This is a genomic window from Pseudomonas sp. 14P_5.3_Bac1, assembly GCF_025466135.1.
Classification (GTDB): domain Bacteria; phylum Pseudomonadota; class Gammaproteobacteria; order Pseudomonadales; family Pseudomonadaceae; genus Aquipseudomonas.
Genome location: NZ_JANLOF010000024.1, coordinates 1 through 25661 on the forward strand (window position 1 = coordinate 1; position 25661 = coordinate 25661).

Consider the following 25661-nt stretch of genomic DNA (forward strand, 5'->3'; position numbering starts at 1 on the left):
CGGTTCGCACTCGACGTTCTTGTCAGCCAGCGACCCCGTGGGTAAAGGGATTCAAGCTGGAATGCAAAAGTTGGAAGGCTTCTTGCAATACCGCCTCCAGGACGCGCTTCAGCGTCAAAACTTTGCTTCAAGGAACACGAGGAATACCGGTGGTAGATCGCTCTCAAATGCTCAACACGGCCCGTGGCACCCTGACTGATCTGTCGCGGGGCAACCTGGGTGTGCCGTTGTTGTTGCTGGTGATGCTGGCAATGATGATGTTGCCGATGCCGCCGTTCCTGCTCGACGTGTTTTTTACCTTCAACATTGCCCTGTCCGTCGTCGTGCTGCTGGTCTGCGTGTACGCCCTGCGGCCGCTGGATTTCGCGGTATTTCCTACCATCCTGCTGATCGCGACCCTGCTGCGCCTGGCGCTGAACGTGGCGTCCACGCGGGTGGTGATGCTCCACGGCCAGGACGGCCACGCCGCCGCCGGTAAGGTGATCCAGGCGTTCGGTGAAGTGGTGATCGGCGGTAACTACGTGGTCGGTATCGTGGTGTTCGCGATCCTGATGATCATCAACTTCGTGGTGGTGACCAAGGGCGCCGGGCGGATCTCCGAGGTGAGCGCGCGCTTTACCCTCGACGCCATGCCCGGCAAACAAATGGCGATCGACGCCGACCTCAACGCCGGCCTGATCGACCAGGGCCAGGCCAAGGCCCGCCGTCTGGAAGTGGCCCAGGAAGCCGAGTTCTACGGTTCCATGGACGGTGCGAGCAAGTTCGTGCGCGGTGACGCCATCGCCGGCCTGTTGATTCTGTTCATCAACCTGATCGGCGGCATGGCGGTTGGTATCTTCCAGCACGGCATGACCTTCGGCGATGCGGGCAAGGTCTACGCCTTGCTGACCATCGGTGACGGTTTAGTGGCGCAATTGCCATCACTGTTGTTATCCACAGCCGCCGCGATCATGGTGACCCGTGCTTCGGGCTCCGAAGACATGGGCAAGCAGATCAGCCGCCAGATGTTTGCCTCGCCCAAGGCGCTGGCCGTGGCCGCTGGCATCATGGCGATCATGGGCATCGTGCCGGGCATGCCGCACATCTCGTTCCTGAGCATGGCGGCCATGGCCGCCGGCGGTGCGTACCTGTTCTGGCGCAAGCAAAACCAGGTCAAGGTGCAGGCCCAGCAGGAAATCGCCCGCCAGCAGGACCTGCTGCCGTCGCCGGCCCGCGCCCAGGAAACCAAGGAGCTTGGCTGGGATGACGTGACCCCGATCGACATGATCGGCCTGGAAGTCGGCTACCGCCTGATTCCGCTGGTGGACCGCAACCAGGGCGGCCAATTGCTGGCGCGGATCAAGGGCGTGCGCAAGAAGCTGTCCCAGGACCTGGGCTTCCTGATGCCGACCGTGCACATCCGCGACAACCTCGACCTGGCCCCCAGCGCCTACCGCCTGACCCTGATGGGCGTGATCCTCGCCGAAGCCGAGATTTACCCCGACCGCGAACTGGCGATCAACCCCGGCCAGGTGTTCGGCACGCTCAACGGCATAACCGCCAAAGATCCGGCTTTTGGCCTGGAAGCGGTGTGGATCGAAGTCAGCCAGCGCAGCCAGGCGCAATCGCTGGGTTACACCGTGGTAGACGCCAGTACGGTGGTCGCCACGCACCTCAATCAGATCCTGTACAAGCACTCCCACGAGCTGATCGGCCACGAGGAAGTCCAGCAATTGATGGGTTTGCTGGCCAAAGCCTCGCCAAAACTGGCCGAAGAACTGGTGCCGGGCGTGCTCTCTCTGTCGCAATTGCTCAAGGTATTGCAGGCCTTGCTCGCCGAACAGGTGCCGGTGCGCGACATTCGCAGCATCGCCGAGGCCATCGCGAACAACGCCGCCAAGAGTCAAGATACCGCCGCGCTGGTGGCGGCGGTGCGGGTCGGATTGTCCCGTGCAATCGTGCAAAGCATTGTAGGGATTGAGTCTGAGCTGCCTGTGATCACCTTGGAGCCAAGGTTGGAACAAATATTGCTCAATAGTATTCAGAAGGCGGGACAAGGCCAGGAAGAGGGCGTTCTGCTGGAGCCAAGCATGGCGGAAAAACTGCAGCGTTCTTTGATTGAAGCCGCGCAGCGCCAGGAAATGGCGGGTCACCCGGTAATTCTGCTGGTGGCGGGCCCGGTCCGCGCGATGTTGTCGCGGTTTGGACGTCTGGCAGTGCCGAATTTGCACGTTTTGGCTTATCAGGAAATTCCTGACAACAAGCAAGTGACTATTGTCGCGACAGTAGGGCCCAACGGCTGAGGTAGTGGGTTATGCAAGTTAAGCGTTTTTTCGCCGCCGATATGCGTCAGGCCATGAAACTGGTACGTGATGAGCTGGGCGCCGATGCCGCGATTATCGGAAACCGTCGTATTGCCGGCGGTGTCGAGCTGACGGCTGCCCTGGATTACACCCCCTCGGCGCTGGCGCCGCGTGTGCCGAACATGGAGCTCGAAGACGAGCTGCGCAAGATGGCCTCGCGGATTGTCTCGGCCCAGGCTGAATTGAGCATGCGTGGCGACAGCGATGCCAGCACCAACCGCCAGTTGTTCGCCGGCCTGCCGCTGACCGCTGCCGAGCCGCTGTTTGAACCGACATTCAAAGAACCGCCACGTCCTGCAGCGCCGGCCCCGGCTGCCGCAGTCGACCAGCGCGTGTTCGACTCGATGCGCTTTGAGCTCAACGGCCTGCGTGAGCTGCTCGAAGTGCAGCTGGGCTCGCTGGCGTGGAACCAGTTGCAAGGCAGCAAACCGCAACAAGCCAACCTGTGGCGTCGCCTGCAACGCATCGGTCTGTCTGGCCCGTTGTCCCGCGACCTGCTGGCGCTGACCGCCGAAGTTGAAGAACCACGCCAGGCCTGGCGCATGTTGCTGGCGCACTTGGCACGCATGATCGTGACGCCGGAAATCGAACCCCTGGAAGAGGGCGGTGTGATTGCCATGGTCGGCCCGGCCGGCATGGGCAAGACCACCACCCTGGCCAAGCTGGCAGCGCGTTATGTGCTCAAGTACGGCGCGCAGAATATCGCGCTGGTGAGCATGGACAGCTACCGCATTGGCGCCCAGGAGCAGCTCAAGACCCTGGGCCGCATCCTCAATGTGACGGTGACCCACGTTGACCCGGGCCAGTCGCTGGCAAACGCCCTCGACCCGCTGCTGCGCAAGCGCGTGGTGCTGATCGACACCGCTGGCCTGCAAGCCAGTGACCCGGCGCTGCGCATGCAGCTCGAAAGCCTGGCCGGGCGTGGCATCAAGTCAAAAAATTACCTGGTGCTTGCAACCACCAGCCAGAAACAGGTTCTTACCGCTGCATATCACAGCTACAAGCGTTGCGGCCTGGCCGGTTGCATCCTCACCAAGCTCGATGAAACCGCGAGCCTGGGTGAAGTGCTGAGCCTGGCCATCAGTCATGAATTACCGGTCGCCTACCTGACCGACGGGCCGCGGATCCCGGATGATCTTCATCTGCCGCGCCGTCATCAGTTGGTCAGCCGTGCTGTCAGTGTGCAAATGCAAGAAGAGCCTAGCGAGGAAGCGATGGCCGATATGTTCGCCGACCTTTACCACAACCCCGCCAAGCGGGTCGGTTAAGGCCAGGATGAACACCATGAAATGTATCTACATCGATGGTCTGCAAGCGATTCACGCGGCCAAGCCATGTAGCCTGCGTCTAAGCAAGACAAGGTAAAGAAATAAAATGGGCAGCATGCATCCCGTACAGGTGATCGCGGTGACCGGCGGCAAAGGTGGCGTCGGGAAAACTAACGTGTCAGTGAATTTGTCCCTGGCCCTGGCAGAGCTTGGCCGTCGCGTCATGCTGCTGGATGCTGACCTGGGCCTGGCGAACGTCGACGTTCTGCTGGGGCTGACACCCAAACACACCCTTGCCGATGTGATCGAGGGCCGCTGCGAGCTGCGCGATGTGCTGCTGCAAGGCCCCGGTGGCATTCGCATCGTGCCGGCCGCCTCGGGCACCCAGAGTATGGTGCACCTGAGCCCGGCGCAGCACGCCGGCCTGATCCAGGCGTTCAGCGATATCGGCGACAACCTCGACGTGCTGGTGATCGACACCGCCGCCGGCATCGGCGAGTCCGTGGTCAGCTTCGTGCGCGCCGCCCAGGAAGTGCTGCTGGTGGTCTGCGACGAACCCACCTCGATCACCGACGCCTACGCCCTCATCAAACTGCTTAACCGTGACTACGGCATGAACCGCTTCCGCGTGCTGGCCAACATGGCCCAAAGCCCGCAGGAAGGACGCAACCTGTTCGCCAAGTTGACCAAGGTCACGGATCGCTTCCTGGATGTCGCCTTACAATACGTAGGCGCAGTTCCCTATGACGAGTGTGTACGCAAGGCTGTGCAAAAGCAGCGTGCGGTCTACGAAGCGTTCCCTCGTTCGAAGTGCGCACTGGCGTTCAAGGCTATTGCCCAGAAGGTCGATACTTGGCCGTTGCCCGCCAACCCTCGGGGGCATCTGGAGTTTTTCGTCGAGCGATTGGTGCATCAGACGAGCGCGGGACCTGTGCTATGACATCCAGCGGCTACAACCTTTACAAAAAGTCGGCGCGTGACAGCCAGGGCGAATTGATCGAGCGCTATGCGCCCCTGGTCAAGCGCATTGCCTATCACTTGCTGGCACGCCTGCCGGCCAGCGTGCAGGTCGAAGACCTGATCCAGGCCGGCATGATCGGTCTGCTCGAAGTGTCGACCAAATACGACGCGAGCAAAGGCGCGAGTTTCGAGACGTATGCGGGTATCCGTATCCGTGGCGCGATGCTCGATGAAGTGCGTAAAGGGGATTGGGCGCCGCGTTCGGTACACCGCAATACGCGCATGGTCAGTGACGCAATTCGCGCAATTGAAGCAAAAACCGGTCGTGACGCTAAAGATCATGAAGTTGCGGCCGAACTCCAATTGAGTCTCGACGATTACTACGGGATTTTGAACGATACCTTGGGCAGCCGCCTGTTCAGTTTCGACGACCTGTTGCAGGACGGCGAACACGAAGGGCTGCACGAGGACGGCGCGAGTGCTCATCTCGAACCGTCACGCGACCTGGAGGACGAACGTTTCCAGGGCGCGCTGGCGGAAGCGATTGCCAATTTGCCGGAGCGTGAGCGACTGGTGTTGGCGCTGTACTACGACGAAGAGCTGAACCTCAAGGAAATCGGTGAGGTCCTGGGGGTCAGCGAATCGCGTGTCAGCCAGTTGCACAGCCAGTGCGCAGCCCGCTTGCGGGGGCGATTGGGAGAGTGGCGCGCGCGCTGACAGGCAGTGTGGGGACACTGCAGACGCTACCGCGAAGGCTTCATGCCTTCGCGGGTTCGTACCGTGGTGCCCTGGGCAGTCCTTTTTGTGTAACGCCTGTTGATTGAAATGGCGCGTCCAGGTGCTGGGCGCGTTTAAGACTGCTTGGAGGTCGAATTGGACAAGAACATGAAAATCCTCATCGTTGATGACTTCTCAACGATGCGGCGGATCATAAAAAACCTGTTGCGTGACCTTGGGTTCACCAACACGGTCGAGGCGGATGACGGCATTACGGCGATTCCGATCCTCAACAGCGGGAGCATCGACTTTCTGGTAACCGACTGGAACATGCCGGGCATGACCGGTATCGACCTGCTGCGTCACGTGCGCGCCGATGAAAAACTGCGCAGCCTGCCTGTGTTGATGGTGACCGCCGAAGCCAAGCGTGAACAGATCATCGAAGCCGCCCAAGCCGGGGTAAACGGCTACGTGGTCAAGCCATTCACTGCACTGGCCTTGAAAGAGAAGATTGAAAAAATCTTCGAACGCATCGGTCATTGATGCTGCCACGGGGGAGCTATGGAGCATAAAGAAACGTCACAGGGAGACTTTGAGTCGACCCTGAAAAAGCATGCTCACCAGTTGGTCGAAAGCCTTGAAAAAGGCCACTTCGGCGACGCGGTGCAGTTGATCCATGAGCTTAACCAGACCCGTGACCGCGGCCTGTATCAGGAAGTGGGCAAGCTCACGCGCGAGCTGCACAGTGCGATCGTCAATTTTCAGATTGACCCGCACATGCCCCAGGCCGAAGAAATTTCGCAAATCACCGATGCCACCGAACGCCTGTCCTATGTGGTCAGGCTGACTGAGGCGGCGGCCAACCGCACCATGGACCTGGTGGAAAACGCCACGCCGCTGGTCAATGGCATGGCCACCGACGCTCAGGCGCTCAGCGTTGACTGGGGCCGCTTCATGCGTCGTGAAGTGGGGGCTGAAGAGTTTCGTGAATTGGCACGTCGGGTTGACGCTTTTCTGTCACGCAGCGAGCAGGAAAACCGCACGGTTTCCAGCAACCTCAATGACATTCTGCTGGCCCAGGATTACCAGGACCTCACCGGTCAGGTGATCAAGCGCGTGACCCAATTGGTCACCGAAGTGGAAAGCAACCTGCTCAAACTGGTGCTCATGGCCGGCCAGGTAGACCGTTTTGCCGGCATCGAACATGACCGCGAAGCGATCCTCTCGGAAAAAGATCCAAAAAAACATCTCGCCAAGGGTGAAGGTCCGCAGATTCATGCCGATAAACGTGAAGACGTTATGTCAGGTCAGGATGACGTAGATGACCTGTTATCCAGTTTAGGCTTCTAAGGAGCACCCACATGAGCTTCGGCGCCGATGAAGAAATCCTTCAGGATTTCCTTGTAGAGGCCGGCGAAATTTTAGAGCAACTGTCCGAGCAACTGGTCGAGCTGGAAAGCCGACCGGATGATGCGAACCTGCTCAATGCAATTTTTCGCGGTTTTCACACTGTAAAAGGGGGCGCCGGCTTCCTCCAGCTCCATGAGCTGGTGGAGTGCTGTCACATCGCCGAGAACGTGTTCGACATCCTGCGCAAGGGTGAGCGGCACGTCGACTCGGAACTGATGGACGTGATTCTCGAAGCACTGGATGCGGTCAACGGCATGTTCAGCGAAGTGCGCGAACGTGCACCGATCACTGCGGCCACGCCGGAACTGCTGGCGGCCCTGGCACGCCTGGCAGAACCGGCCACGTCGGCGGCACCTGTGGCAGCGGCGCCTGAGCCGGTTGTCGAGGCTGAGCCGGATGTGACCGACAGCGAGTTTGAGCAGTTGCTCAACTCCCTCAGTGCGGTGAAGGCCGAAGCTGAAGCACCGCAAGCGCCCACTGCGCCTGCAGCGCCGACCAGCGAAGACATTACCGACGCCGAGTTCGAATCGCTGCTCGACCAATTGCATGGCAAAGGCCAGTTCGCCGCCGACGCCGTGGCACCTGCCGCTGCGCCGCAAGCACCGGCGGCGTCTGCCAACACCGACATTACCGACGACGAATTCGAAGCGTTGCTCGACCAGTTGCATGGCAAAGGCACCTTTGCGGCCGAAGCCTTGCCGGAAGTCGCCGCCACCGCCGCCGCGCCTGCCGCCACGGCAGAACCGGCAGAACCGGCTGGCGACGGGCTGATCTCCGATCACGAATTCGAAGCCTTGCTGGATGAATTGCACGGCAAAGGCAAGTTCACCGAAGTGGCCCCGGCCGCCGCGGCGACCGCCACCCCGGTAGCGGCGAAACCCGCGCCAGCCAAAGCCGCCGCACCGGCCGCCGCTAAACCCGCTTCAGCCCCCGCAGCCGCCCCGGCGCCTGCACGGGCTGGTGCGGCGCCAGTGGCCGAGAAGCCTGCCAGTGAAGCCGAAACCACCGTACGGGTTGATACCGCACGCCTGGACGACATCATGAACATGGTCGGCGAACTGGTGCTGGTGCGTAACCGTCTGGTGCGCCTGGGCCTGAACAGCGGTGATGAAGCCATGCAGAAGGCCGTGTCGAACCTCGACGTGGTCACCGCTGACTTGCAGACCGCCGTGATGAAAACGCGGATGCAGCCGATCAAGAAAGTCTTCGGCCGCTTCCCGCGCCTGGTTCGCGACCTGGCGCGCCAGCTCAAGAAAGAAATCAACCTGGAACTGGTGGGCGAAGAAACCGACCTCGACAAAAACCTGGTCGAGGCCCTGGCCGATCCGCTGGTCCACTTGGTGCGCAACGCCGTCGACCATGGCGTCGAAACCCCGGAAGAACGCGAAGCCTCGGGCAAGTCCCGCAACGGCAAGGTGATTCTGGCGGCCGAGCAAGAAGGCGACCATATCCTGCTGTCGATCACCGATGACGGCAAAGGCATGGACCCGACGATTCTGCGCAATATCGCGGTCAAGCGTGGCGTGATGGACAAGGACGCCGCCGACCGCCTGACCGACACCGAGTGCTACAACCTGATCTTCGCCCCGGGCTTCTCGACCAAGACCGAGATTTCCGACGTGTCCGGCCGTGGCGTGGGCATGGACGTGGTGAAGACCAAGATCAGCCAGCTCAATGGCTCGATCAACATTTACTCGACCAAGGGCCAAGGCTCGAAGATCGTCATCAAGGTGCCGTTGACCCTGGCGATCATGCCGACCCTGATGGTGATGCTGGGCAACCAGGCGTTCGCCTTTCCGCTGGTCAACGTCAACGAGATCTTCCACCTCGATCTGTCGCGCACCAACGTGGTGGACGGCCAGGAAGTGGTGATCGTGCGCGACAAGGCGTTGCCGCTGTTCTACCTCAAGCGCTGGCTGGTGGCTTCGGCCAAGCATGAAGAGCAGCGCGAAGGCCATGTGGTGATCTTGTCCGTGGGCACCCAGCGCATCGGCTTTGTGGTCGATCAACTGGTTGGTCAGGAAGAAGTGGTCATCAAGCCGTTGGGCAAAATGCTGCAGGGAACCCCGGGCATGTCGGGTGCGACCATCACCGGTGACGGTCGGATCGCGCTGATTCTCGATGTTCCGAGCATGCTCAAGCGTTACGCCGCACGGCGTATTTGATTCTGGTGGGGCTTGGGCGGTAATGCCCGCCCCGCCTAACGGAGTGTTTATGGCAGTCAAGGTCCTGGTGGTGGACGATTCGGGTTTCTTCCGCCGCCGCGTCTCGGAAATTCTTTCCGCCGATCCAACGATCCAGGTGGTCGGCACGGCCACCAACGGCAAAGAAGCGATTGATCAAGCCATTGCGTTGAAGCCGGACGTGATCACCATGGACTACGAGATGCCGATGATGGATGGCATCACGGCTGTTCGGCACATCATGCAGCGCTGCCCGACTCCGGTGTTGATGTTCTCCTCGCTCACGCACGAAGGCGCCCGGGTCACCCTGGATGCGCTGGACGCGGGGGCCGTGGACTTCCTGCCGAAGAATTTCGAAGACATCTCGCGCAACCCCGAGAAGGTCAAGCAGATGCTGTGCGAGAAGGTGCACAGCATTTCGCGCAGTAACCGTCGCAGCCTGTCCAGTGCGCCGGCGCCGGCCCCGGTGGCAGCGCCTGCTGCGCCGACGTCGTCGTTTGCGCGCCCGGCACCTGCGCCCGTGGCACGCCCTGCGGCGGCGCCGGTGCGCGCCGCTGCACCGAGCGTGCATTCGCCTGCGCCCAAGCGCAAAGCCTACAAGCTTGTCGCTATCGGCACCTCTACCGGCGGCCCGGTGGCCTTGCAGCGGGTATTGACCCAACTGCCGGCCAACTTCCCTGCGCCGATCGTGCTGATCCAGCACATGCCGGCTGCCTTTACCAAAGCGTTCGCCGAGCGCCTGGACAAGCTGTGCCGCATCAGCGTCAAGGAAGCCGAGGATGGCGACATCCTGCGTCCTGGCCTGGCGCTGCTGGCCCCGGGCGGCAAGCAGATGATGGTCGATGGCCGTGGCGCGATCAAAATCCTGCCGGGCGATGAGCGCCTTAACTACAAGCCGTGCGTGGACATCACCTTCGGCTCGGCGGCCAAGTCCTACGGCGACAAAGTTCTGGCGGTGGTGCTCACCGGCATGGGCGCCGACGGCCGTGAAGGCGCGCGCCTGCTCAAGCAGGGCGGCAGCGCCATTTGGGCCCAGGACGAAGCCAGCTGCGTGATCTATGGCATGCCCATGGCCATCGTCAAGGCTGACCTGGCCGACGCCGTCTACAGCCTGGACGACATCGGCAAGCACCTGGTGGAGGCCTGCCTCTGATGGATGTCTTGAGCCTGATTGGCATTACCATGGCGTTTGTCGCGATTATCGGCGGCAACTACCTTGAAGGCGGCCACCTTGGCGCCTTGGCCAACGGCCCGGCGGCACTGATCGTGATCGGCGGCACCGTGGGCGCCGCGTTGCTGCAATCGCCCCTGAGTTCCTTCAAGCGCGCCATGCAGATTCTGGTGTGGATCATTTTCCCGCCACGCGTCGACCTGCCCGGCGGCATCGATCGCGTGGTCAACTGGAGCCTCACCGCCCGCAAGGAAGGCCTGCTGGGCCTGGAAGGCGTGGCCGATGCCGAGCCCGACAGCTACGCGCGCAAAGGCCTGCAATTGCTGGTTGATGGCGCCGAACCGGAGGCGATTCGCAGCATCCTCGAGGTGGATTTCTACACCCAGGAAAGCCGCGACATCAACGCCGCCAAAGTCTTTGAAAGCATGGGCGGCTACGCGCCGACCATCGGCATCATCGGTGCGGTGATGGGCTTGATCCACGTGATGGGCAACCTGGCCGACCCGTCGCAGCTGGGCAGCGGCATTGCCGTGGCGTTTGTCGCCACCATCTACGGCGTGGCGAGTGCCAACCTGGTGTTGCTGCCGGTGGCGAGCAAGCTCAAGTCGATTGCCATGCGCCAGTCGCGTTACCGCGAAATGTTGCTGGAAGGCATCTTGTCGATTGCCGAGGGTGAAAACCCGCGCTCCATCGAATTGAAGCTTCAGGGCTTCATGGATTGATGGGCATGCTTTGTGTAGGAGGGAGTTTGTGAGCCGTCGCCGCCGCGAGCCTGAAGAGCACGTCAACCATGAACGCTGGCTGGTGTCCTACGCCGACTTCATTACCTTGCTGTTCGCGTTTTTTGTGGTGATGTACTCCATCTCGTCGATCAACGAAGGCAAGTACAAAGTCATTTCCCAGGCGCTGATCGGCGTGTTCAACGACGCCGACCGTGCCCTCAAGCCGATCCCCATTGGCGAAGAGCGGCCCAAGACCGTGACCCCGGCCAAGCCGCTGGTCAACGACAGCGACGAAACCGCCGCCGGCATCGGTGGCACCAGTGACCCGCTCAAAAGCATTGCCGACGACATCAGCGCTGCGTTTGGCGACCTGATCAAATCCAACCAGATGACTGTGCGCGGCAACGAGTTGTGGGTGGAAATCGAATTGAATTCCAGCCTGCTGTTCGCCAGCGCCGATGCGATGCCGAGCGACCAGGCGTTCACCATCATCGACAAGGTGGCGGCGATCCTCAAACCGTTTGAAAACCCGATCCACGTGGAAGGCTTTACCGACAACTTCCCGATTGCGACCGCGCAGTACCCGACCAACTGGGAACTGTCGTCGGCGCGCGCCGCAAGCATCGTGCGCATGCTCGCGATGCAGGGCGTGAACCCTGGTCGGCTGGCGTCGGTGGGCTACGGCGAATTCCAGCCGGTGGCCAATAACGCCACCGCCGAAGGCCGCGCGCGCAACCGTCGCGTGGTGCTGGTGGTGTCGCGCAACCTGGATGTACGCCGCAGCCTGACCGGCACCGGCACGGCCAATGCAACACCGGATGCGGCACTGAAGCGGGCTGGCACACAAACTGCTACGCCAACCGTTAAGCCGTCGGTTCGTCAGAGCGCCGTCAATTCTCCGTCACCGGCTCAATAACTTATGCAATGTCTCGGTCGCGCCATCGCCTGCCGGGAGGAACCAACCGAATGAGAGTCTGGGCAGTTGCCAATCAAAAGGGTGGAGTCGGCAAGACCACCACCTCCATCGCTTTAGCCGGCTTGCTGGCCGAGGCGGGCAAGCGTGTGGTCGTGGTCGACCTCGACCCGCATGGCTCGATGACCAGCTATTTCGGCTACGACCCGGATGCGCTGGAACACAGCTGCTACGACCTGTTCCTGCACAAAGGCAGCGTGCCTGCCGACTTGCCGGGGCAATTGCTGCTGCCCACCAGTAACGAAAGCATTTCCCTGCTGCCCTCCAGCACTGCGCTGGCGACCCTGGAGCGTCAGTCGCCGGGGCAGAGCGGTTTGGGCCTGGTGATCGCCAAGACCCTGGCGCAGCTGTGGCAGGACTTCGACTACGCGATCATCGACAGCCCGCCGCTGCTGGGCGTGCTGATGGTCAACGCCTTGGCGGCCAGCCAGCAGTTGGTGATCCCGGTGCAGACCGAGCACCTGGCGGTCAAAGGCCTGGAGCGCATGGTCAGCACGCTGGCGATGATTAACCGTTCGCGCAAGCAGGCGCTGCCGTTCAGCATCGTGCCGACGTTGTTCGACCGTCGTACCCAGGCGTCCCTTGGCACCTTGCGGGTATTGCGCGATGCCTACCCGGACACCATCTGGAACGGCTACATCCCGGTCGACACGCGCCTGCGTGACGCCAGCCGCGCAGGCCTGACGCCTTCGCAGTTCGATGGCAAAAGCCGTGGCGTGCTGGCGTACCGCGCGTTGCTCAAGCATTTGCTGTCGCAACAGCTTGTGGCGCAGGTGGCGTGATGAACCGTCCCGTTGAATTCAAGACCCGGCCGCAACTGGCGCTGGAATCCTACCTGGATGCCCTGCTGCAGGACGCGACCGAAGAGCAACTGCCGGAACCGATTCTGCTGCTTGAACCGGTTGTAGAAGCCGAAAGCACGCTGGATGAGTTCCAGTTGGCAGTGCTCGAAGAACAAGCCCGCGATGCATACCTCGTGCCTGTGGTTGAGCCGTTAGAGCCGATTGCGCCGACGGTCGTGGCGCCCGTGGTGGTCGAGCCGGTGGTGGAAGTCCACCTGCCGCCGAGCATCACGCCGCCGCCAGTCACCGCGGATGGTCGCCCGGTGTGGGCCGCCGAGCCGTTCGAATGCCTGTTGTTCGACGTCGCCGGGTTGACCCTGGCGGTGCCGCTGGTGTGCCTGGGCTCGATCTATTCGCTGGAAGGCCAGGAGCTGACGCCGCTGTTCGGGCAACCGGAGTGGTTTCTCGGCATCCTGCCAAGCCAGGCCGGCAACCTCAAGGTGCTGGACACCGCACGCTGGGTCATGCCCGACCGTTACCGCGATGACTTCCGCCAGGGTTTGCAGTACGTGATTTCGGTGCAGGGCTACGAGTGGGGACTGGCGGTGCATCAGGTCAGCCGCTCGTTGCGCCTGGACCCGAATGAAATCAAATGGCGCAGCCACCGGGGCCAGCGGCCGTGGTTGGCCGGCACCGTGATTGAACACATGTGCGCGTTGCTCGATGTCGCCGAGCTGGCTGAGTTGATCGCCAGCGGCGCGGTAAAAGCGATGCCACAGAACAAACGCAGTTGATTGAACAATAAGGCCCGCATGCAAGTGCGGTCAGCGAAGTACATACGCCGTGAAAACGGTATTTGAAGGGGTCCGAGGAATGAACAAGTCAGCATCCGCACAAGGTTTGGTCGATGATCCAATCCTGCAATGGGTAACCTTCAAACTGGACAACGAGTCCTACGGCATCAACGTGATGCGCGTGCAGGAAGTGTTGCGCTACACCGAGATCGCGCCGGTACCGGGTGCGCCGAGCTACGTGCTGGGCATCATCAACCTGCGCGGCAACGTGGTGACCGTGATCGACACCCGCCAGCGTTTTGGCCTGGTGCCGACCGAGGTTAACGACAACACGCGTATCGTCATCATCGAAGCCGACAAGCAAGTGGTCGGGATCATGGTCGACAGCGTGGCCGAAGTGGTTTACCTGCGCCAATCGGAAGTGGAAACCGCGCCGAACGTGGGCAACGAAGAATCGGCCAAGTTCATCCAGGGCGTGTGCAACAAGAACGGCGAGCTGCTGATTCTGGTTGAGCTGGACAAGATGATGAGCGAAGAAGAATGGCAGGACCTGGAGAACATCTGATTGTTTTTTGAAGCGGCGGTGATTGTCCTGGCCCTGTTGTGGGCCGGGACCGTGGCGTTCCTGCTGCGCTATATGCGCCAGCAACGCGAATTGGCCCAGCAACAGGCCGAGCGCGATGCCGTGCGTGACCGGCGCATTCTTGACCTGGTCAAGCGCGTGGATCACTTCCAGCAGACTGCGGTAAAGGTCGGGGACGAGGTGCATGAACTGCGCGCGATTCTCGGGCCGCTGCCGGACAAGCTGGCGCAGATCGAACAACGCGACCCTTCGAGCCTGTCGTTCGCCCAGGCGGCGAAGCTGGTGGGCATGGGCGCGACCGTGGATGAGCTGACGCAGTCGTGTGGCTTGACCCAGGCTGAAGCGCAATTGATGAGTAAGTTGCACAAAAGCTGACGTAGGTTGCTGCACCTGTCCGACGTTGCGGGCTGGCTTTCCTGTGGGAGCTGGCTTGCCTGCGATGCGGACACCTCGGTACACCAGGCGCACTCGATAGGTGCCGCCTGACATTTGCGCCTCGGCCTGGGACGGATTACAGGGTGCAGGCGAGCATTTACGCCGACTGTTCAATCCAGTTGCATGAGCTGTCTGCCGACGGCAAGCGATGGGATGCCGTAGAACCTGTGCCCAACGGCAAGGTATCGATGTGCAAGGCGATGGATAACTTCCAGGCGGCCAATAAATTTGCGTCCCCGATGGCTTTTTTCTCTCCGGCCAATGTCCACATCCTTCAAGCACCTTTGAACCCAGGAGAATCCCCGCATGACCACCCCCAAGGCACTGTTGATCCTGCACGGCAAGCAAGCCCTCAACGAGGATGTGCGCGCCGCCGTGCAGGCCCGTCGTGAGCAGGGCTGGGAGCTGGCGGTGCGGGTCACTTGGGAGGGTGGCGACGCCCAGCGCATCGTCAATGAGGCCCTGGCCGACGGCTATACCCACCTGATCGCCGGCGGTGGCGACGGCACTTTGCGCGATGTGGCCGAAGCCATGGCGCTGGCCAAGACCGACGCCAGCCTGGTGCTGATGCCGTTGGGCACCGCCAATGATTTTGCCCGCGCCGCCGGCGTTCCGCTGCAGCCTGCGCACGCGCTGGCGCTGCTGGACGTACCGCCCAGGGCCATCGACCTCGGCCAGGCTGGCGGGCAAATGTTCCTCAATATGGCCACCGGCGGGTTTGGCAGCCAGGTCACGGCCAACACCTCCGAAGACCTGAAAAAAGTCCTCGGCGGCGCGGCCTACCTGTTCACCGGGTTGACGCGTTTCAGTGAACTGAAGGCCGCCTATGGCGAGCTGGAAGGGCCGGGCTTCCATTGGAAGGGCGACCTGCTCGCGCTGGGGATCGGCAACGGTCGCCAAGCGGGCGGCGGGCATGTGCTGTGCCCTGGCGCGTTGGCCGACGACGGCTTGCTGGATATCAGCATTCTGCCGGCACCTCAGGAGGTGGTTGGCACGCTGATGACCCTGATGAGCGACGGCTGGGGCCTGGACAACATGTTTGTGCGCGCGCGCCTGCCGTGGGTCGAGATCAAGGTGGCCGAAGGGCTGTACATCAACCTGGACGGTGAACCGTTAAAAGGCGATGACCTGCGGTTCTCTGCACTGCCCAAGGCCTTGCGTGTGCACCTGCCGCTGAATTCGCCGCTAATCGTCCAGGCTGATGATCTGCTCGCGAACGGCGAATAGCACCAGGCCCGCCACGTCGAATATCTGCAGGCGCTTCATGATTTGCGAGCGATGCGCCTCCACGGTCTTGATGCTCAGGCCCAGGCCGTGAGCGATCTCCCGGGTGGATTTGCCGCGCACGATCAGGCGCAGGATTTCCAGCTGGCGCGCCGTGAGGTTGTGGCTGTGGGCGACGGGGGACGTCGGCCCCTGGCTGCGGATCAGCGCCTGATTGATCACGGTGTGGGCAATCGCCGGGCTCAGGTAGCGTTCGTTGTTGCGCAAGGCGAGCAGGGCGTGTTCCAGCTCGTTGGCGGTGGTGTCCTTGAGCAGGTAGCCATGGGCGCCGGACTCCAGCGCCCGCATGATCAGCTCCGGGTCGGTGTGCATCGACAGGATCAGCACTTTGCTTTTGGGGTAGGCCGCCTTGAGTTGCTGCAATGCGTCCAGGCCACCGACGTGCTTCATCGACAGGTCCAGCAGCACGATATCCGGCTGCAGTGCGCTGAATTTTTCCAGTAACTGCGCACCATCATTGGCTTCACCGATCACGGTGTAGCCGGGAATATCCTGGATCAGCGCGCGTACGCCGGCCCGAATCAGTGCGTGGTCATCCACCAGGAGTAAATTGCAGGTCACTCGAGAACCTTAGGGGAACTGGCCCGTTCGAGGGCGCGCGGCGCCCAGGGGAAAAGTGCGTCGATCCGGGTCCCTTTGCCAGGCTGGCTGTTGACGGACAAAGTGCCCCCTAACTGATCTATCCGCTCGGACATGCCGGCCATGCCCCGTTGGCCTTCCAGGCCGGGGTTGATGGCAGGCGAGAAGCCCTGGCCGTCATCGCAGATCATCAGCGACAGGCCTTCGGGCAGGCGTTGCAGGCGCACCAGCAAGTTGTGCGCCTGGGCATGGCGAAGCATGTTGGTCACCGCTTCCTGGGTGATCCGAAAGGCCGCCACGGCCATCTCTTCGGGAATACCGGTCAGCCGTTGCTGGCATTCCAGGCTCCAGTGCACCGGGGTGTTTTCCAGGGTCTTGAGCAGGTGCGCGCGCAGGCTGGCTTCCAAGCCCAGGCTGGCCAGCTGCCTGGGGTTGAGAATGGCCGAGACGTCGCGCACTTTGGCCAGGGTTTCATTCAAGGTGTTGCACAGCACCGTGCACTGGCTTTGCAGGTCTGGCGGCAAGCGGCGCTTGAGCCATTCGCTTTGCAGCTTGGCGGCGGTGAGCAACTGGCCGATGTCGTCATGCAATTCGCGGCTGAGGCGATGCCGTTCGTTTTCCTGTACTTGCAGCAAGCGATCGGCCAATTCCTGCGGCTGAAATTTTATCGATTTGCGCGAGCGCCACTGTTGCACGCCCACCACCAGCAACGTGGCCAGGTTGAGCAAAGGGATCAATAACGGCAACGGCGCGGAACGGGCATAGGCCCACAGGCTGACCAGCAATGAGCAAAGGCACAGGGCGAGAACGATGCGGCGGGCATTGCTGCGGGACACGGATCTTGCGATGAGTGACTTTAAGCTGGCGTACATAGCGGATGGAGCCAATGAAGGTTCGCTGCGGGAAGACCGGTCACGGCGGCTGACGGGGCTTTGTTTGATATGCGGTGCCGAAACATCTTTTATACATCATGAAGTTGATTCACTTCGAGCGGGGCATAGTACCACCACTATTACCGTTGGTCGCCTGGCGACTCGCCTGAGGGGTTAACAACCACGCATAAATACTCAGGGCCCTAGTCTGCGCGTTAGAGGGTCCCGGAGTTGAAACAGCAGGCCGTTGTATTAATGAAGTGGGTGTGCAGAGTTATAGCGCTGATGGCTAATTGATATGTTGCTGTCGTTATTAGATAACTCACTGATTAAATACGACCTCTTACCCCTTCATGAGGTGTGATGTAAGCGTTGCTGCGGTTTATAACCGAAGTTTTTTTGCGGGATCTGCAAGGTGACTGTCGCAATCAATTTAGTTTGCTCGCTTTCATCCAGGGCCAGTTCGCCGGTGCGGGTGTCGATCAACTCCAGTTGCCAGGCCAGTAATGTCAGGCAGTCATGCAAGGCCTTCAGCGCCTGGTCATGCAGTTCCATGGGGCAGGCGGCATTGGCAATCAGGTTTTGAATATGCCGAGAGAATTCGCTGATCGCCTGCAGGGCCAGGCCTTCGGCCTTTTCAGCCAGCTTGCTCAAACTGATTTTCATGCAGTCGATGGCATCGCTGTCGTTGCGAATCAGGTGCAAGTGGTTCAAGCACTCTTGCGACTTGGCCAGGAGCATCTCGGCCTCAAGCAAGAATTCGGGAAGTGCAGTTTGCCATTCGTTTGCGTTATTCATCATGCATGTCTCCGCAACATAAGCTCGGGTGATGAGATGCCGCACCGGGTGAATGGCGTAAACCTACCGCTGAAATATGACTGAAATCTGTAGCCCGCTTCCGAAATTCGAGTAGGACCGTTATTAGAATGATCACGGTAGCCGAGAGTGGCCCTGGTCATTCGGGTCGCTTGCACAACTTTGGATGCCGCCACGGCAATCTCTGAAAGACCCGTGGGCCGAGGGCTTGGGATGGCAAACAAAAGCCTGACTCCATTCATGCAATGAGAATGGCGTCACATTAATGGCTATTAGATATCGCGAATATCAGGTTGGGCCTGATTGTGTATAGGGGATTCCCTTACGCAGCGGAACCTCACGTCGATTTGAAGGTCGCGCGACGTTGCTGCAGTGCCATTTGAAGAGGCCGTTGCAGTAAACCATGATGTCAGTGTGACATCAATGAATTTACGTGGCATTTTACCGGGGTCAAGCTCTGGCGATCGCCGCCGATAACGAGCATAGACGCAAGCATGCTCGCGAAGAATTCAAAGACGGCGCGTTGGTCGGCAGGGTCGCGATACCCGACCCGCTGAACCAGCCGCACACACACCACATCAGGAGCTTTTAATGGCCGGCATTCTCGACACGGTAGATCAACGCACGCAACTGGTGGGTGAGAATCGCCTGGAGATTCTCATGTTTCGCCTGGCCGGGCGGCAGCTGTTCGCGATCAACGTGTTCAAGGTGCAGGAAGTCCTGCAGTTGCCCAAGCTGACCCTGATGCCCCAGCGTCATCCGTTTGTGTGTGGCGTGGTCAACCTGCGCGGCCAGACCCTGCCGGTGATCGACCTGTCGCAGGCGATTGGCATGCGTCCGCTGGTGCCGGGGCCCAACAGCACGATTATCGTCACCGAGTACAACCGCTCGGTGCAGGCGTTCCTGGTGGGCGGTGTGGACCGCATCGTCAACATGAACTGGGAAGCCATCCTGCCGCCACCGGCCAGCGCCGGTCGCCAGCATTACCTCACCGCCATCAGCAAGGTCGATGACCAGTTGGTGGAAATCATCGACGTGGAAAAAGTTCTCGCCGAAATCGTGCCGTACAACGCCAAGGTCTCCCGCGAGAAACTCGAAGACCCGGTGCTGGAGCGCGCCCGTGGCCGCGAAGTGCTACTGGTGGACGACTCCAATGTGGCCCTGTCGCAACTGCGCGATACCCTTGGCCAGCTTGGGGTGAAAATGCACATCGCCAGTGATGGCCTCAAGGCGCTGAACATGCTCAAGGCGTGGGCCGACAGCGGCCAGGTGATGACCGACAAACTGCTGATGATCTTTACCGACGCCGAAATGCCGGAGATGGACGGCTACCGCCTGACCACTGAAATCCGCAACGATCCGCGCCTGCGTGGGCTTTACGTGGTGCTGCACACCTCGCTGTCGGGCAGCTTCAACGACTCGATGGTGAAAAAGGTCGGTTGCGATAACTTCCTGTCCAAATTCCAGCCCGACAAGCTGGTGGATGTGGTGCGCCAACGCCTGATGCTGGATGAAGTGCCGGCCTGAATGTCTTTAAGGGGAAGCTGTAGTTGGGTGAGTTGGCTCTTTGTGGCGAGCAGGCTTGCCCTGCGTTGGGCTGCGCAGCGGCCCCGTAAGGACGCTGCGGTGTCTCAGTAGAACTGCGGCGTCTGGTTGTGGGGCTGCTTCGCAGCCCAAAGCGGGGCAAGCCCGCTCGCCACAGTAAGTCCGCTCGCCACGGTAGGCCCGCGCGCCAGGGTAAGTCTGGGTGGCACGCTGAGTCTGCGCGTTGCACCTGCTTGTTGGCTGTGGGGGCGTCGTCCTTTGATTCCGGGGGCTGCCTGCTATAGGGTGGCGCTTTGTCCCCTCAGGAACGCAGGCTCATGCTTCGTCTCAGCGCGTTGTACCGTTATCCCTTGAAGTCCGGCAAGGCCGAAACCTTGCAGCAGGTCGGTCTGGATCAACTCGGGCTGGACGGGGATCGACGCTGGATGTTGGTGGACGCAGCCAGCGGGCGATTTCTGACGCAGCGGGCGGTGGCGAAGATGAGCCAGTTGTCGGCGTTGTGGAACAGCGCCGGTGGCTTGACCTTGAGCACGCCAGGCATGGCGCCGCTGGAGGTGGCCTTGCCCGGCAGCGACGCCGAACTGCGCGGGGTGACGATCTGGCGCGATACCCTGCGTGTGCCGGATGCCGGCGATGCGGCGGCGGCCTGGGTCAGTGATTTTATCGGCAAAGCCACGCGGCTGGTGCAGATGCCACTGGCCCGTGCACGCACCACCGAGGCCGGTTTCGGCAAAGATAACGACCAAGTGGCGTTTGCCGACGGCTACCCGCTGTTGTTGATCGGCCAGGCGTCCGTGGACGACCTTTCCCGGCAGGTCGGCCGGCCTATGGAAATGCTGCGTTTTCGTCCCAATCTGGTGATCGAAGGCAGTCAAGCGTACGCCGAAGACGGCTGGAAGCGCCTGCGTATCGGCGACGTTGAGTTCCGAGTGGTCAAGCCCTGCGCACGTTGCATCCTCACCACGATCGACCCCGCGACCGGCGAACGCAGTGCCGATCGCGAACCCTTCGCCACGCTCGATGCCTATCGCAAGACGGAACACGGCGCCCTGTTCGGCCAGAACCTGGTCAACGATGACTTGGGCCGTCTGGAAGTGGGCATGCCGGTGACCGTCATCGAGTAACACGTTCGCGCATAAAAAATGCCCGTCTCCTGCGAGACGGGCATTTTTTTGACCGGTGCAACCCTTAGCCGCGGTATTCGCACAGGTAAGCAGTGTCTACCGCGACCTTCAGCTGGAACTTGCTGTTGGCCGGTACGTTGAACTGGCTGCCGGCAGCGAAGGTTTCCCAGTCGGCGTCTGGCAGTTTCACGGTTAGGGCGCCGGACACCACGTGCATGATTTCACGCTGGGCGGTGCCGAATTCGTATTCACCCGGTGCCATTACGCCGATGGTCGCCGGACCTTCTGCGGTGCCGAAAGCGATCGACTTGACGGTGCCGTCGAAGTATTCGTTGACTTTAAACATGGGTGAATCCTCGAAAAGTGGATTAAGGCTTGCTGCTCCGTATGGACGTGCGCTTGCCGGCGATAAGGCCCTTGGGCCTGGCTTCGCTCAGGCGCACGCCATTACCGGCACGCCGGCTCCTACAGAACAGCAGGATATTGGAAAAGGCCGGCCAGTATGCCCAAGCCTTTGCGCGCTGCCTAGACCGGCAAAATCAATGGCAGCAGGCGCGCGGTGTTGCGTGCATCTTCCAGCGCCCGGTGTTGCTGACCCTGAAACTGCATCCCCGCCAATTGCAGCGCGCCGTTGAGACCCAGCGGCTTATCCAGGCGCCGGGCCTTGGCAAAGCGCTGCTTGAGGTTCACATGCGGCGTTTGTGCGAGCGCGCTGGCCAGGCCATGGCGTTGCCATTCGAGTTCAAGCTGCTTGCGATCGTAGTCGCCCCAGCTGGCCCAGCCTTCCAGGCGCGTGTGATGTTGGCCCAGCCAGCGTTCGAAGAGTGGCCACACGTCGGTCATCGGTGCCGCGGCGTCGATGTTGGCCTGGGTGATGTGGGTGAGCTGTCGGCAGAACGGCGTCAGCAACGGCCGACGCAGCGGCCGCACAAAGCGCTGGAAGTGATCCAGTTCACGGCCTTGGCGGTTCACCAGGCTCGCGCCGATCTCGATGACTTCCATCTCCGTCACGGGCCAGCCGCCTTCATCCGTTGTGGCTTCAAGGTCAATAATCAGCCAATGAGGCATCGCGCAGGTTCCCGTACTCGTCCCTTCCTGATGGGGATAGAGCGTAGCCGGGCCTTGTAGTTCCGCCTAGGGCTTTTCGATCTCCAGTAAAACCTGGCGGTTGCGCACCTGAGCGCCTGCAATCACCTGCACGCTTTTGATCACGCCGTCGATGCCGGCCGTCAGCGGATGCTCCATCTTCATCGCTTCGAGCACCAGCAGCAGCTGGCCCTGGCTGACACGCTGACCGGCGCTGACCCGAATATCGACAATGGCACCGTCCATCGGCGCCTTGACGGTGCCGCTGCCGGCATCGGCCTGGCGGCTGGCAACCTGCTGGGTACGGTTGATCACCCGCACGCCGGGCAGCCAGAGCTGGGTATCGTCGAGGTGATAGGCGACGCGGCGGCGCACGCCGTTGATCTCCAGCGTGGCCCGACGGCCGTCGGTACTGAGGTTGCGAATGTCGATGCCGTTGGCCTGCAGGTGGTTGGCGTGCAAAACGCTAACGGCGACCTCGCGGGGTGCGTCGTTAATATCCAGCCGATAAGTCCAAGGCACGCTGGCGTTGTTGCGCCAGCCCGTTAAACCTGGGGAGTAGGTACCGGCGCTGTGTTGATAAAACAGCACGGCGGCCAGGGCGATCTGTTCATTCGTGGCTGCCTGGCGGGGAATTTCGCTGAAGTGCGCGGCGATGAATCCGGTGCTGAAATCGCCGGCGATAAAGTCCGGGTGTTCAAGCAGATCGGCGAGCAATCGCTGGTTGGTCGTTACGCCCAGCAATACCGTGTCTTGGACTGCTCGCAGCAGTTTGCGCCGGGCTTCTTCACGGGTGGCGCCGTGCGCGATGATCTTGCCGAGCATGGCGTCGTAGAACGGGCTGATGCGCTGGCCTTCGAGTACGCCGTGGTCGGTCCGCACGCCGACGGCAGGCTCCCAGCGCAGCACGTCACCGGTTTGCGGCACAAAGCCCTGGGCCGGGTCTTCGGCGTACAGGCGCACTTCCAGGGCGTGGCCGCTGAGGGTCACGTCGGCCTGTGTGAGTGGCAGCGGTTCACCGGCGGCGATTTGCAGTTGCCAGGCCACCAGGTCGAGGCCGGTGATCAGCTCGGTAACGGGGTGCTCCACTTGCAGGCGCGTGTTCATTTCCAGGAAATAGAATTGGCCGTCGCGGTCGAGCAGGAATTCCACGGTACCGGCGCCCACGTAATTGACCGCCCGCCCGGCCTTCAGCGCAGCTTCGCCCATGGCGTGGCGCAGTTGCGGGGTCATCACAGGGCAGGGGGCTTCCTCGATGACTTTCTGGTGGCGGCGCTGGATCGAGCAATCGCGTTCGCCCAGGTAGATGAGCTGGCCGTGGCTGTCGCCGAACAGTTGAATTTCGACATGGCGCGGGTCGATCAGCGCGCGCTCGAGGATCAGTTCGTCGCTGCCAAAGGCGTTCATCGCTTCCGAGCGGGCGGTGCGCAGTGCGTCGAGCAGTTGGCTGGCGTCGTGCACCAGGCGCATGCCGCGCCCGCCGCCGCCGGCGCTGGCCTTGATCATCAGGGGGTAGCCAATGCGCTTGGCTTGCTCTTGCAGGCTGGCGTCGTCTTGGCGGTTGCCTTGGTAACCGGGTATGCACGGCACGCCAGCCTCGAGCATGGCCAGTTTGGACAGGCGCTTGCTGCCCATCAGTTCGATGGCCTCAACGCTTGGGCCGATGAAGGTGATGTTCGCGTGTTGGCAGGCGCGGGCGAAGTCGGCGTTTTCGGAGAGAAAGCCATAGCCGGGGTGGATGGCGTCGGCGCCCGTGATGTTGGCTGCGTTGAGAATGGCGGCGATGTTGAGGTACGACTGCTGGACGGGCGCCGGGCCGATGTTGACGGCTTCGTCGGCCATCTGCACGTGCAGGGCCTGGGCGTCGGCATCGCTGTAGACCGCCACGGTGCGGTAGCCCAGGGCCTGCGCGGTGCGCTGGATGCGACAGGCAATTTCGCCGCGGTTGGCGATCAGGATTTTGCTGAATGGGGGCATTGGTTTATCCCTGGGTAATCGGGTGTTTGTTCTGGCCCCATCGCAGGCAAGCCAGCTCCCACCTTGAAAGGCATTTCAACGGTGGGAGCTGGCTTGCCTGCGATGGCGTCATTTGCACCAGCCTGGCTTACGCTTCTGCACAAAAGCCTGCGTCCCCTCTATTCCTTCCACGCCCGTCACCGCCTCGGCAAACCACTGCGCCCCGCGATCCAGCACCGCCTCAAGCGGCTCGTCGGCACTGGCCAGCAACAGCGCTTTAGTCCGCGCATTCGCGCCCGGCGCACACTGCAGCACGTGTCCCAACACCTCATCCAGGCGCTGCGCCAATGCCTGCGCATCGCTCTCGGCAAAATGCACCACGCCCAAGCGCTGCGCCTCAAGCCCATCAAACCGCGCCGCGGTCAGCGCCAGCCGGCGCGCCTGGGTCAGGCCAATCCGCTTGACCACAAACGGCGCAATCTGCGCTGGCAACAAGCCTAAGCTGGTTTCCGGCAAGCCGAATCGCGCCTGGTGATCGGTGATCGCAATGTCACTCACACACGCCAGCCCAAACCCGCCCCCCAGCACGGCGCCTTGCAGCACCACGATCACCACTTGCGGCACCGCCTCAACTTCTTGCAGCAAGGTGCCAAACGCACGGTTCAGCGCCTGCAACTGCGCCGTGCCGCCGGCGGTGACCATGTCTTTCACATCCGCCCCCGCGCAGAAATGCCCGCCCGCGCCGCTGATCACCAGCGCACGCACCTGGCTGTCGAGCTGCGCCAACACCGTCCGCAGTTCGTTGACCATCTCCAGGCTCATGGCATTGCGATGCGCCGGGCGATTGAGGGTGATGTGCAGCACGCCGTTATGCGGTTCGAGCAGCAAGGTATTCATGATTTTTTCCCAGGCAGCGTGCCCATCAATTTGCAGATGATGCCCAGCATGATTTCGTCGGCGCCGCCGCCAATCGACACCAGCCGTACGTCGCGGTAGGCGCGGGCCACCGGGTTGTCCCACATAAAACCCATGCCGCCCCAGTATTGCAGGCAGCTGTCGCTGACCTCGCGGCCCAGGCGCCCGGCCTTGAGTTTGGCCATGGACGCCAGGCGGGTCACGTCCTGGCCTTTGATGTATTGCTCGGTGGCCTGGTAGACCAGCGCGCGCAGGCATTCGATTTCAGTGGCCAGTTCGGCCAGGCGAAAGTGAATGACCTGGTTGTCGATCAGCGCTTTGCCGAAGGTCTGGCGTTCTTTGCAGTACTCAATGGTGCTGTCGATGCAGTATTCCAGGCCCTTGATCATGTTGGCCGCGCCAAACAGGCGTTCTTCCTGGAACTGCAGCATTTGCATCATGAAGCCCGCCCCTTCGTGGCCGATGCGATTGCGCTGCGGCACGCGCACACCGTCGAAGAACACCTGGGCAGTCTCGGAGCTGTGCATGCCGAGTTTTTCCAGCGGTGGGCTGACGCTGATGCCCGGCGTGTTCATCGGCACCATGATCAGCGACTTGTTGATGTGCGGCTTGTCGTCGGAGGTGTTGGCCAGCAGGCAAATGAAGTCGGCGCTGGGCGAGTTGGTGATCCACATTTTGCTGCCGTTGATCACGTAGTCGTCGCCGTCTTTGCGTGCATGGGTTTTCAGCCCGGCGACGTCGGAGCCGGCGCCGGTTTCCGAGACGCCGATGCAGCCGACCTGCTCGCCGCTGATGGCCGGGCGCAGGAACTCGTCGCGCAGTTCATCGCTGCCGAATCGGGCGAGGGCGGGGGTGCACATGTCGGTCTGCACGCCGATGGACATGGGGATGCCGCCGCAGCGGATGGTGCCGAATTCTTCGGCCGCAACAATGGAATAACTGTAATCCAGGCCCATGCCGCCGAATGGCTCCGGCTTGGAAATGCCCAGCAGGCCGAGGTCACCGGCCTTGCGAAAGATCTCGTGAATGGGGAAGCGCCCGGCTTTTTCCCATTCGTCCACATGCGGGTTGATCTCGCGATCGACGAAGGCGCGCACGGTGCGGCGCAGTTCCTGATGTTCCTGGGTAAAAATCATTGTTGTTG

25 protein-coding genes are annotated in these 25661 nt (G+C 61.5%); 17 read left to right on the forward strand and 8 right to left on the reverse strand.

Annotation, left to right across the window (positions count from 1 at the left end; translation table 11 throughout):
- Window positions 1-167 precede the first annotated feature (167 nt).
- The 15 genes from flhA to yegS all read left to right on the forward strand — a co-directional run bounded on the left by flhA (window position 168) and on the right by yegS (window position 15567).
- On the forward strand, window positions 168-2282 hold the full coding sequence (gene flhA, locus NTD89_RS06190) for a flagellar biosynthesis protein FlhA (protein ID WP_145159571.1): 2115 nt from the start codon (window positions 168-170) through the stop codon (window positions 2280-2282).
- 11 nt (window positions 2283-2293) lie between these two features.
- On the forward strand, window positions 2294-3610 hold the full coding sequence (flhF, locus tag NTD89_RS06195) for a flagellar biosynthesis protein FlhF (RefSeq protein WP_262206753.1): 1317 nt from the start codon (window positions 2294-2296) through the stop codon (window positions 3608-3610).
- Between the two features lie 106 nt (window positions 3611-3716).
- Window positions 3717-4550 carry a flagellar synthesis regulator FleN gene (gene fleN / locus NTD89_RS06200; protein ID WP_003192912.1) on the forward strand — a complete coding sequence of 278 codons (834 nt, stop codon included), beginning with the start codon at window positions 3717-3719 and terminating at the stop codon, window positions 4548-4550.
- Window positions 4547-5287 (forward strand): RNA polymerase sigma factor FliA, encoded by a 741-nt coding sequence (gene fliA / locus NTD89_RS06205; RefSeq protein WP_016973417.1) that lies wholly within the window; start codon window positions 4547-4549, stop codon window positions 5285-5287. The genes fleN and fliA overlap by 4 nt, the downstream gene beginning before the upstream one ends.
- A 168-nt stretch (window positions 5288-5455) precedes the next feature.
- Complete coding sequence (locus tag NTD89_RS06210) at window positions 5456-5830, forward strand: chemotaxis response regulator CheY (RefSeq protein ID WP_005790040.1); 375 nt, start codon at window positions 5456-5458, stop codon at window positions 5828-5830.
- Between the two features lie 18 nt (window positions 5831-5848).
- Window positions 5849-6637, forward strand: a complete 789-nt coding sequence (locus tag NTD89_RS06215) for a protein phosphatase CheZ (protein WP_145158861.1) — start codon at window positions 5849-5851, stop codon at window positions 6635-6637.
- 11 nt (window positions 6638-6648) lie between these two features.
- Window positions 6649-8862 carry a chemotaxis protein CheA gene (locus NTD89_RS06220; RefSeq protein ID WP_262206754.1) on the forward strand — a complete coding sequence of 738 codons (2214 nt, stop codon included), beginning with the start codon at window positions 6649-6651 and terminating at the stop codon, window positions 8860-8862.
- 49 nt (window positions 8863-8911) lie between these two features.
- The gene (locus NTD89_RS06225; RefSeq protein ID WP_262206755.1) at window positions 8912-10033 is read left to right on the forward strand and encodes a chemotaxis response regulator protein-glutamate methylesterase; all 1122 of its coding nucleotides are present in this window, start codon (window positions 8912-8914) and stop codon (window positions 10031-10033) included.
- Window positions 10033-10773: a flagellar motor protein gene (locus NTD89_RS06230; RefSeq protein WP_005790033.1), complete on the forward strand. Its 741-nt coding sequence runs from the start codon at window positions 10033-10035 to the stop codon at window positions 10771-10773. The genes NTD89_RS06225 and NTD89_RS06230 overlap by 1 nt, the downstream gene beginning before the upstream one ends.
- Before the next feature lie 28 nt (window positions 10774-10801).
- Window positions 10802-11689, forward strand: coding sequence for a flagellar motor protein MotD (motD, locus tag NTD89_RS06235; protein ID WP_145158853.1), 888 nt, complete (start codon window positions 10802-10804; stop codon window positions 11687-11689).
- Window positions 11690-11739: 50 nt separating this feature from the next.
- The gene (locus tag NTD89_RS06240) at window positions 11740-12528 is read left to right on the forward strand and encodes a ParA family protein (protein WP_014719332.1); all 789 of its coding nucleotides are present in this window, start codon (window positions 11740-11742) and stop codon (window positions 12526-12528) included.
- Complete coding sequence (locus NTD89_RS06245) at window positions 12528-13322, forward strand: CheW domain-containing protein (protein ID WP_262206756.1); 795 nt, start codon at window positions 12528-12530, stop codon at window positions 13320-13322. The genes NTD89_RS06240 and NTD89_RS06245 overlap by 1 nt, the downstream gene beginning before the upstream one ends.
- Before the next feature lie 79 nt (window positions 13323-13401).
- Window positions 13402-13887, forward strand: a complete 486-nt coding sequence (locus tag NTD89_RS06250; RefSeq protein ID WP_106576477.1) for a chemotaxis protein CheW — start codon at window positions 13402-13404, stop codon at window positions 13885-13887.
- Window positions 13888-14280 (forward strand): DUF2802 domain-containing protein, encoded by a 393-nt coding sequence (locus NTD89_RS06255; RefSeq protein WP_145158849.1) that lies wholly within the window; start codon window positions 13888-13890, stop codon window positions 14278-14280.
- Between the two features lie 366 nt (window positions 14281-14646).
- On the forward strand, window positions 14647-15567 hold the full coding sequence (gene yegS / locus NTD89_RS06260) for a lipid kinase YegS (protein WP_106576480.1): 921 nt from the start codon (window positions 14647-14649) through the stop codon (window positions 15565-15567).
- Here the strand turns inward: yegS and NTD89_RS06265 are convergent.
- The 3 genes from NTD89_RS06265 to NTD89_RS06275 form a co-directional block, all read right to left on the reverse strand.
- Window positions 15526-16185, reverse strand: coding sequence for a response regulator transcription factor (locus NTD89_RS06265; protein WP_242195599.1), 660 nt, complete (start codon window positions 16183-16185; stop codon window positions 15526-15528). The genes yegS and NTD89_RS06265 overlap by 42 nt on opposite strands.
- On the reverse strand, window positions 16182-17075 hold the full coding sequence (locus NTD89_RS06270) for a sensor histidine kinase (protein ID WP_242195596.1): 894 nt from the start codon (window positions 17073-17075) through the stop codon (window positions 16182-16184). The genes NTD89_RS06265 and NTD89_RS06270 overlap by 4 nt, the downstream gene beginning before the upstream one ends.
- Window positions 17076-17426: 351 nt before the next feature.
- On the reverse strand, window positions 17427-17876 hold the full coding sequence (locus NTD89_RS06275) for a hypothetical protein (protein ID WP_178119654.1): 450 nt from the start codon (window positions 17874-17876) through the stop codon (window positions 17427-17429).
- Window positions 17877-18482: 606 nt separating this feature from the next.
- Here NTD89_RS06275 and NTD89_RS06280 point away from each other — a divergent pair.
- Both NTD89_RS06280 and NTD89_RS06285 read left to right on the forward strand, forming a co-directional pair.
- The gene (locus NTD89_RS06280; protein WP_017134971.1) at window positions 18483-19418 is read left to right on the forward strand and encodes a chemotaxis protein CheV; all 936 of its coding nucleotides are present in this window, start codon (window positions 18483-18485) and stop codon (window positions 19416-19418) included.
- Between the two features lie 335 nt (window positions 19419-19753).
- Complete coding sequence (locus NTD89_RS06285) at window positions 19754-20560, forward strand: MOSC domain-containing protein (RefSeq protein WP_262206757.1); 807 nt, start codon at window positions 19754-19756, stop codon at window positions 20558-20560.
- Window positions 20561-20624: 64 nt separating this feature from the next.
- Here NTD89_RS06285 and NTD89_RS06290 read toward each other — a convergent pair whose 3' ends face one another.
- The 5 genes from NTD89_RS06290 to atuD form a co-directional block, all read right to left on the reverse strand.
- On the reverse strand, window positions 20625-20906 hold the full coding sequence (locus NTD89_RS06290; RefSeq protein ID WP_106576484.1) for a pyrimidine/purine nucleoside phosphorylase: 282 nt from the start codon (window positions 20904-20906) through the stop codon (window positions 20625-20627).
- A gap of 179 nt (window positions 20907-21085) precedes the next feature.
- Window positions 21086-21628 (reverse strand): exonuclease domain-containing protein, encoded by a 543-nt coding sequence (locus tag NTD89_RS06295; protein ID WP_119742324.1) that lies wholly within the window; start codon window positions 21626-21628, stop codon window positions 21086-21088.
- Between the two features lie 66 nt (window positions 21629-21694).
- Entirely contained in the window at window positions 21695-23623 is a 1929-nt protein-coding gene (locus NTD89_RS06300; protein ID WP_262206758.1) for an acetyl/propionyl/methylcrotonyl-CoA carboxylase subunit alpha, read from the reverse strand.
- 108 nt (window positions 23624-23731) lie between these two features.
- Window positions 23732-24499 carry an enoyl-CoA hydratase/isomerase family protein gene (locus tag NTD89_RS06305; protein WP_262206759.1) on the reverse strand — a complete coding sequence of 256 codons (768 nt, stop codon included), beginning with the start codon at window positions 24497-24499 and terminating at the stop codon, window positions 23732-23734.
- Window positions 24496-25653, reverse strand: coding sequence for a citronellyl-CoA dehydrogenase (gene atuD, locus NTD89_RS06310; protein WP_145158837.1), 1158 nt, complete (start codon window positions 25651-25653; stop codon window positions 24496-24498). The genes NTD89_RS06305 and atuD overlap by 4 nt, the downstream gene beginning before the upstream one ends.
- Between the last annotated feature and the right edge of the window lie 8 nt (window positions 25654-25661).

Excerpts from the sequence above, each read along its gene's own strand:
- flhA (WP_145159571.1), top strand. The coding sequence starts at position 168 with ATGCTCAACACGGCCCGTGGCACCCTGACTGATCTGTCGCGGGGCAAC.
- flhF (WP_262206753.1), top strand. The coding sequence starts at position 2,294 with ATGCAAGTTAAGCGTTTTTTCGCCGCCGATATGCGTCAGGCCATGAAA.
- fleN (WP_003192912.1), top strand. The coding sequence starts at position 3,717 with ATGGGCAGCATGCATCCCGTACAGGTGATCGCGGTGACCGGCGGCAAA.
- fliA (WP_016973417.1), top strand. The coding sequence starts at position 4,547 with ATGACATCCAGCGGCTACAACCTTTACAAAAAGTCGGCGCGTGACAGC.
- NTD89_RS06210 (WP_005790040.1), top strand. The coding sequence starts at position 5,456 with ATGAAAATCCTCATCGTTGATGACTTCTCAACGATGCGGCGGATCATA.
- NTD89_RS06215 (WP_145158861.1), top strand. The coding sequence starts at position 5,849 with ATGGAGCATAAAGAAACGTCACAGGGAGACTTTGAGTCGACCCTGAAA.
- NTD89_RS06220 (WP_262206754.1), top strand. The coding sequence starts at position 6,649 with ATGAGCTTCGGCGCCGATGAAGAAATCCTTCAGGATTTCCTTGTAGAG.
- NTD89_RS06225 (WP_262206755.1), top strand. The coding sequence starts at position 8,912 with ATGGCAGTCAAGGTCCTGGTGGTGGACGATTCGGGTTTCTTCCGCCGC.
- NTD89_RS06230 (WP_005790033.1), top strand. The coding sequence starts at position 10,033 with ATGGATGTCTTGAGCCTGATTGGCATTACCATGGCGTTTGTCGCGATT.
- NTD89_RS06240 (WP_014719332.1), top strand. The coding sequence starts at position 11,740 with ATGAGAGTCTGGGCAGTTGCCAATCAAAAGGGTGGAGTCGGCAAGACC.
- NTD89_RS06245 (WP_262206756.1), top strand. The coding sequence starts at position 12,528 with ATGAACCGTCCCGTTGAATTCAAGACCCGGCCGCAACTGGCGCTGGAA.
- NTD89_RS06250 (WP_106576477.1), top strand. The coding sequence starts at position 13,402 with ATGAACAAGTCAGCATCCGCACAAGGTTTGGTCGATGATCCAATCCTG.
- yegS (WP_106576480.1), top strand. The coding sequence starts at position 14,647 with ATGACCACCCCCAAGGCACTGTTGATCCTGCACGGCAAGCAAGCCCTC.
- NTD89_RS06270 (WP_242195596.1), bottom strand. The coding sequence starts at position 17,075 with ATGTACGCCAGCTTAAAGTCACTCATCGCAAGATCCGTGTCCCGCAGC.
- NTD89_RS06275 (WP_178119654.1), bottom strand. The coding sequence starts at position 17,876 with ATGATGAATAACGCAAACGAATGGCAAACTGCACTTCCCGAATTCTTG.
- NTD89_RS06280 (WP_017134971.1), top strand. The coding sequence starts at position 18,483 with ATGGCCGGCATTCTCGACACGGTAGATCAACGCACGCAACTGGTGGGT.
- NTD89_RS06285 (WP_262206757.1), top strand. The coding sequence starts at position 19,754 with ATGCTTCGTCTCAGCGCGTTGTACCGTTATCCCTTGAAGTCCGGCAAG.
- NTD89_RS06290 (WP_106576484.1), bottom strand. The coding sequence starts at position 20,906 with ATGTTTAAAGTCAACGAATACTTCGACGGCACCGTCAAGTCGATCGCT.
- NTD89_RS06295 (WP_119742324.1), bottom strand. The coding sequence starts at position 21,628 with ATGCCTCATTGGCTGATTATTGACCTTGAAGCCACAACGGATGAAGGC.
- NTD89_RS06300 (WP_262206758.1), bottom strand. The coding sequence starts at position 23,623 with ATGCCCCCATTCAGCAAAATCCTGATCGCCAACCGCGGCGAAATTGCC.
- NTD89_RS06305 (WP_262206759.1), bottom strand. The coding sequence starts at position 24,499 with ATGAATACCTTGCTGCTCGAACCGCATAACGGCGTGCTGCACATCACC.
- atuD (WP_145158837.1), bottom strand. The coding sequence starts at position 25,653 with ATGATTTTTACCCAGGAACATCAGGAACTGCGCCGCACCGTGCGCGCC.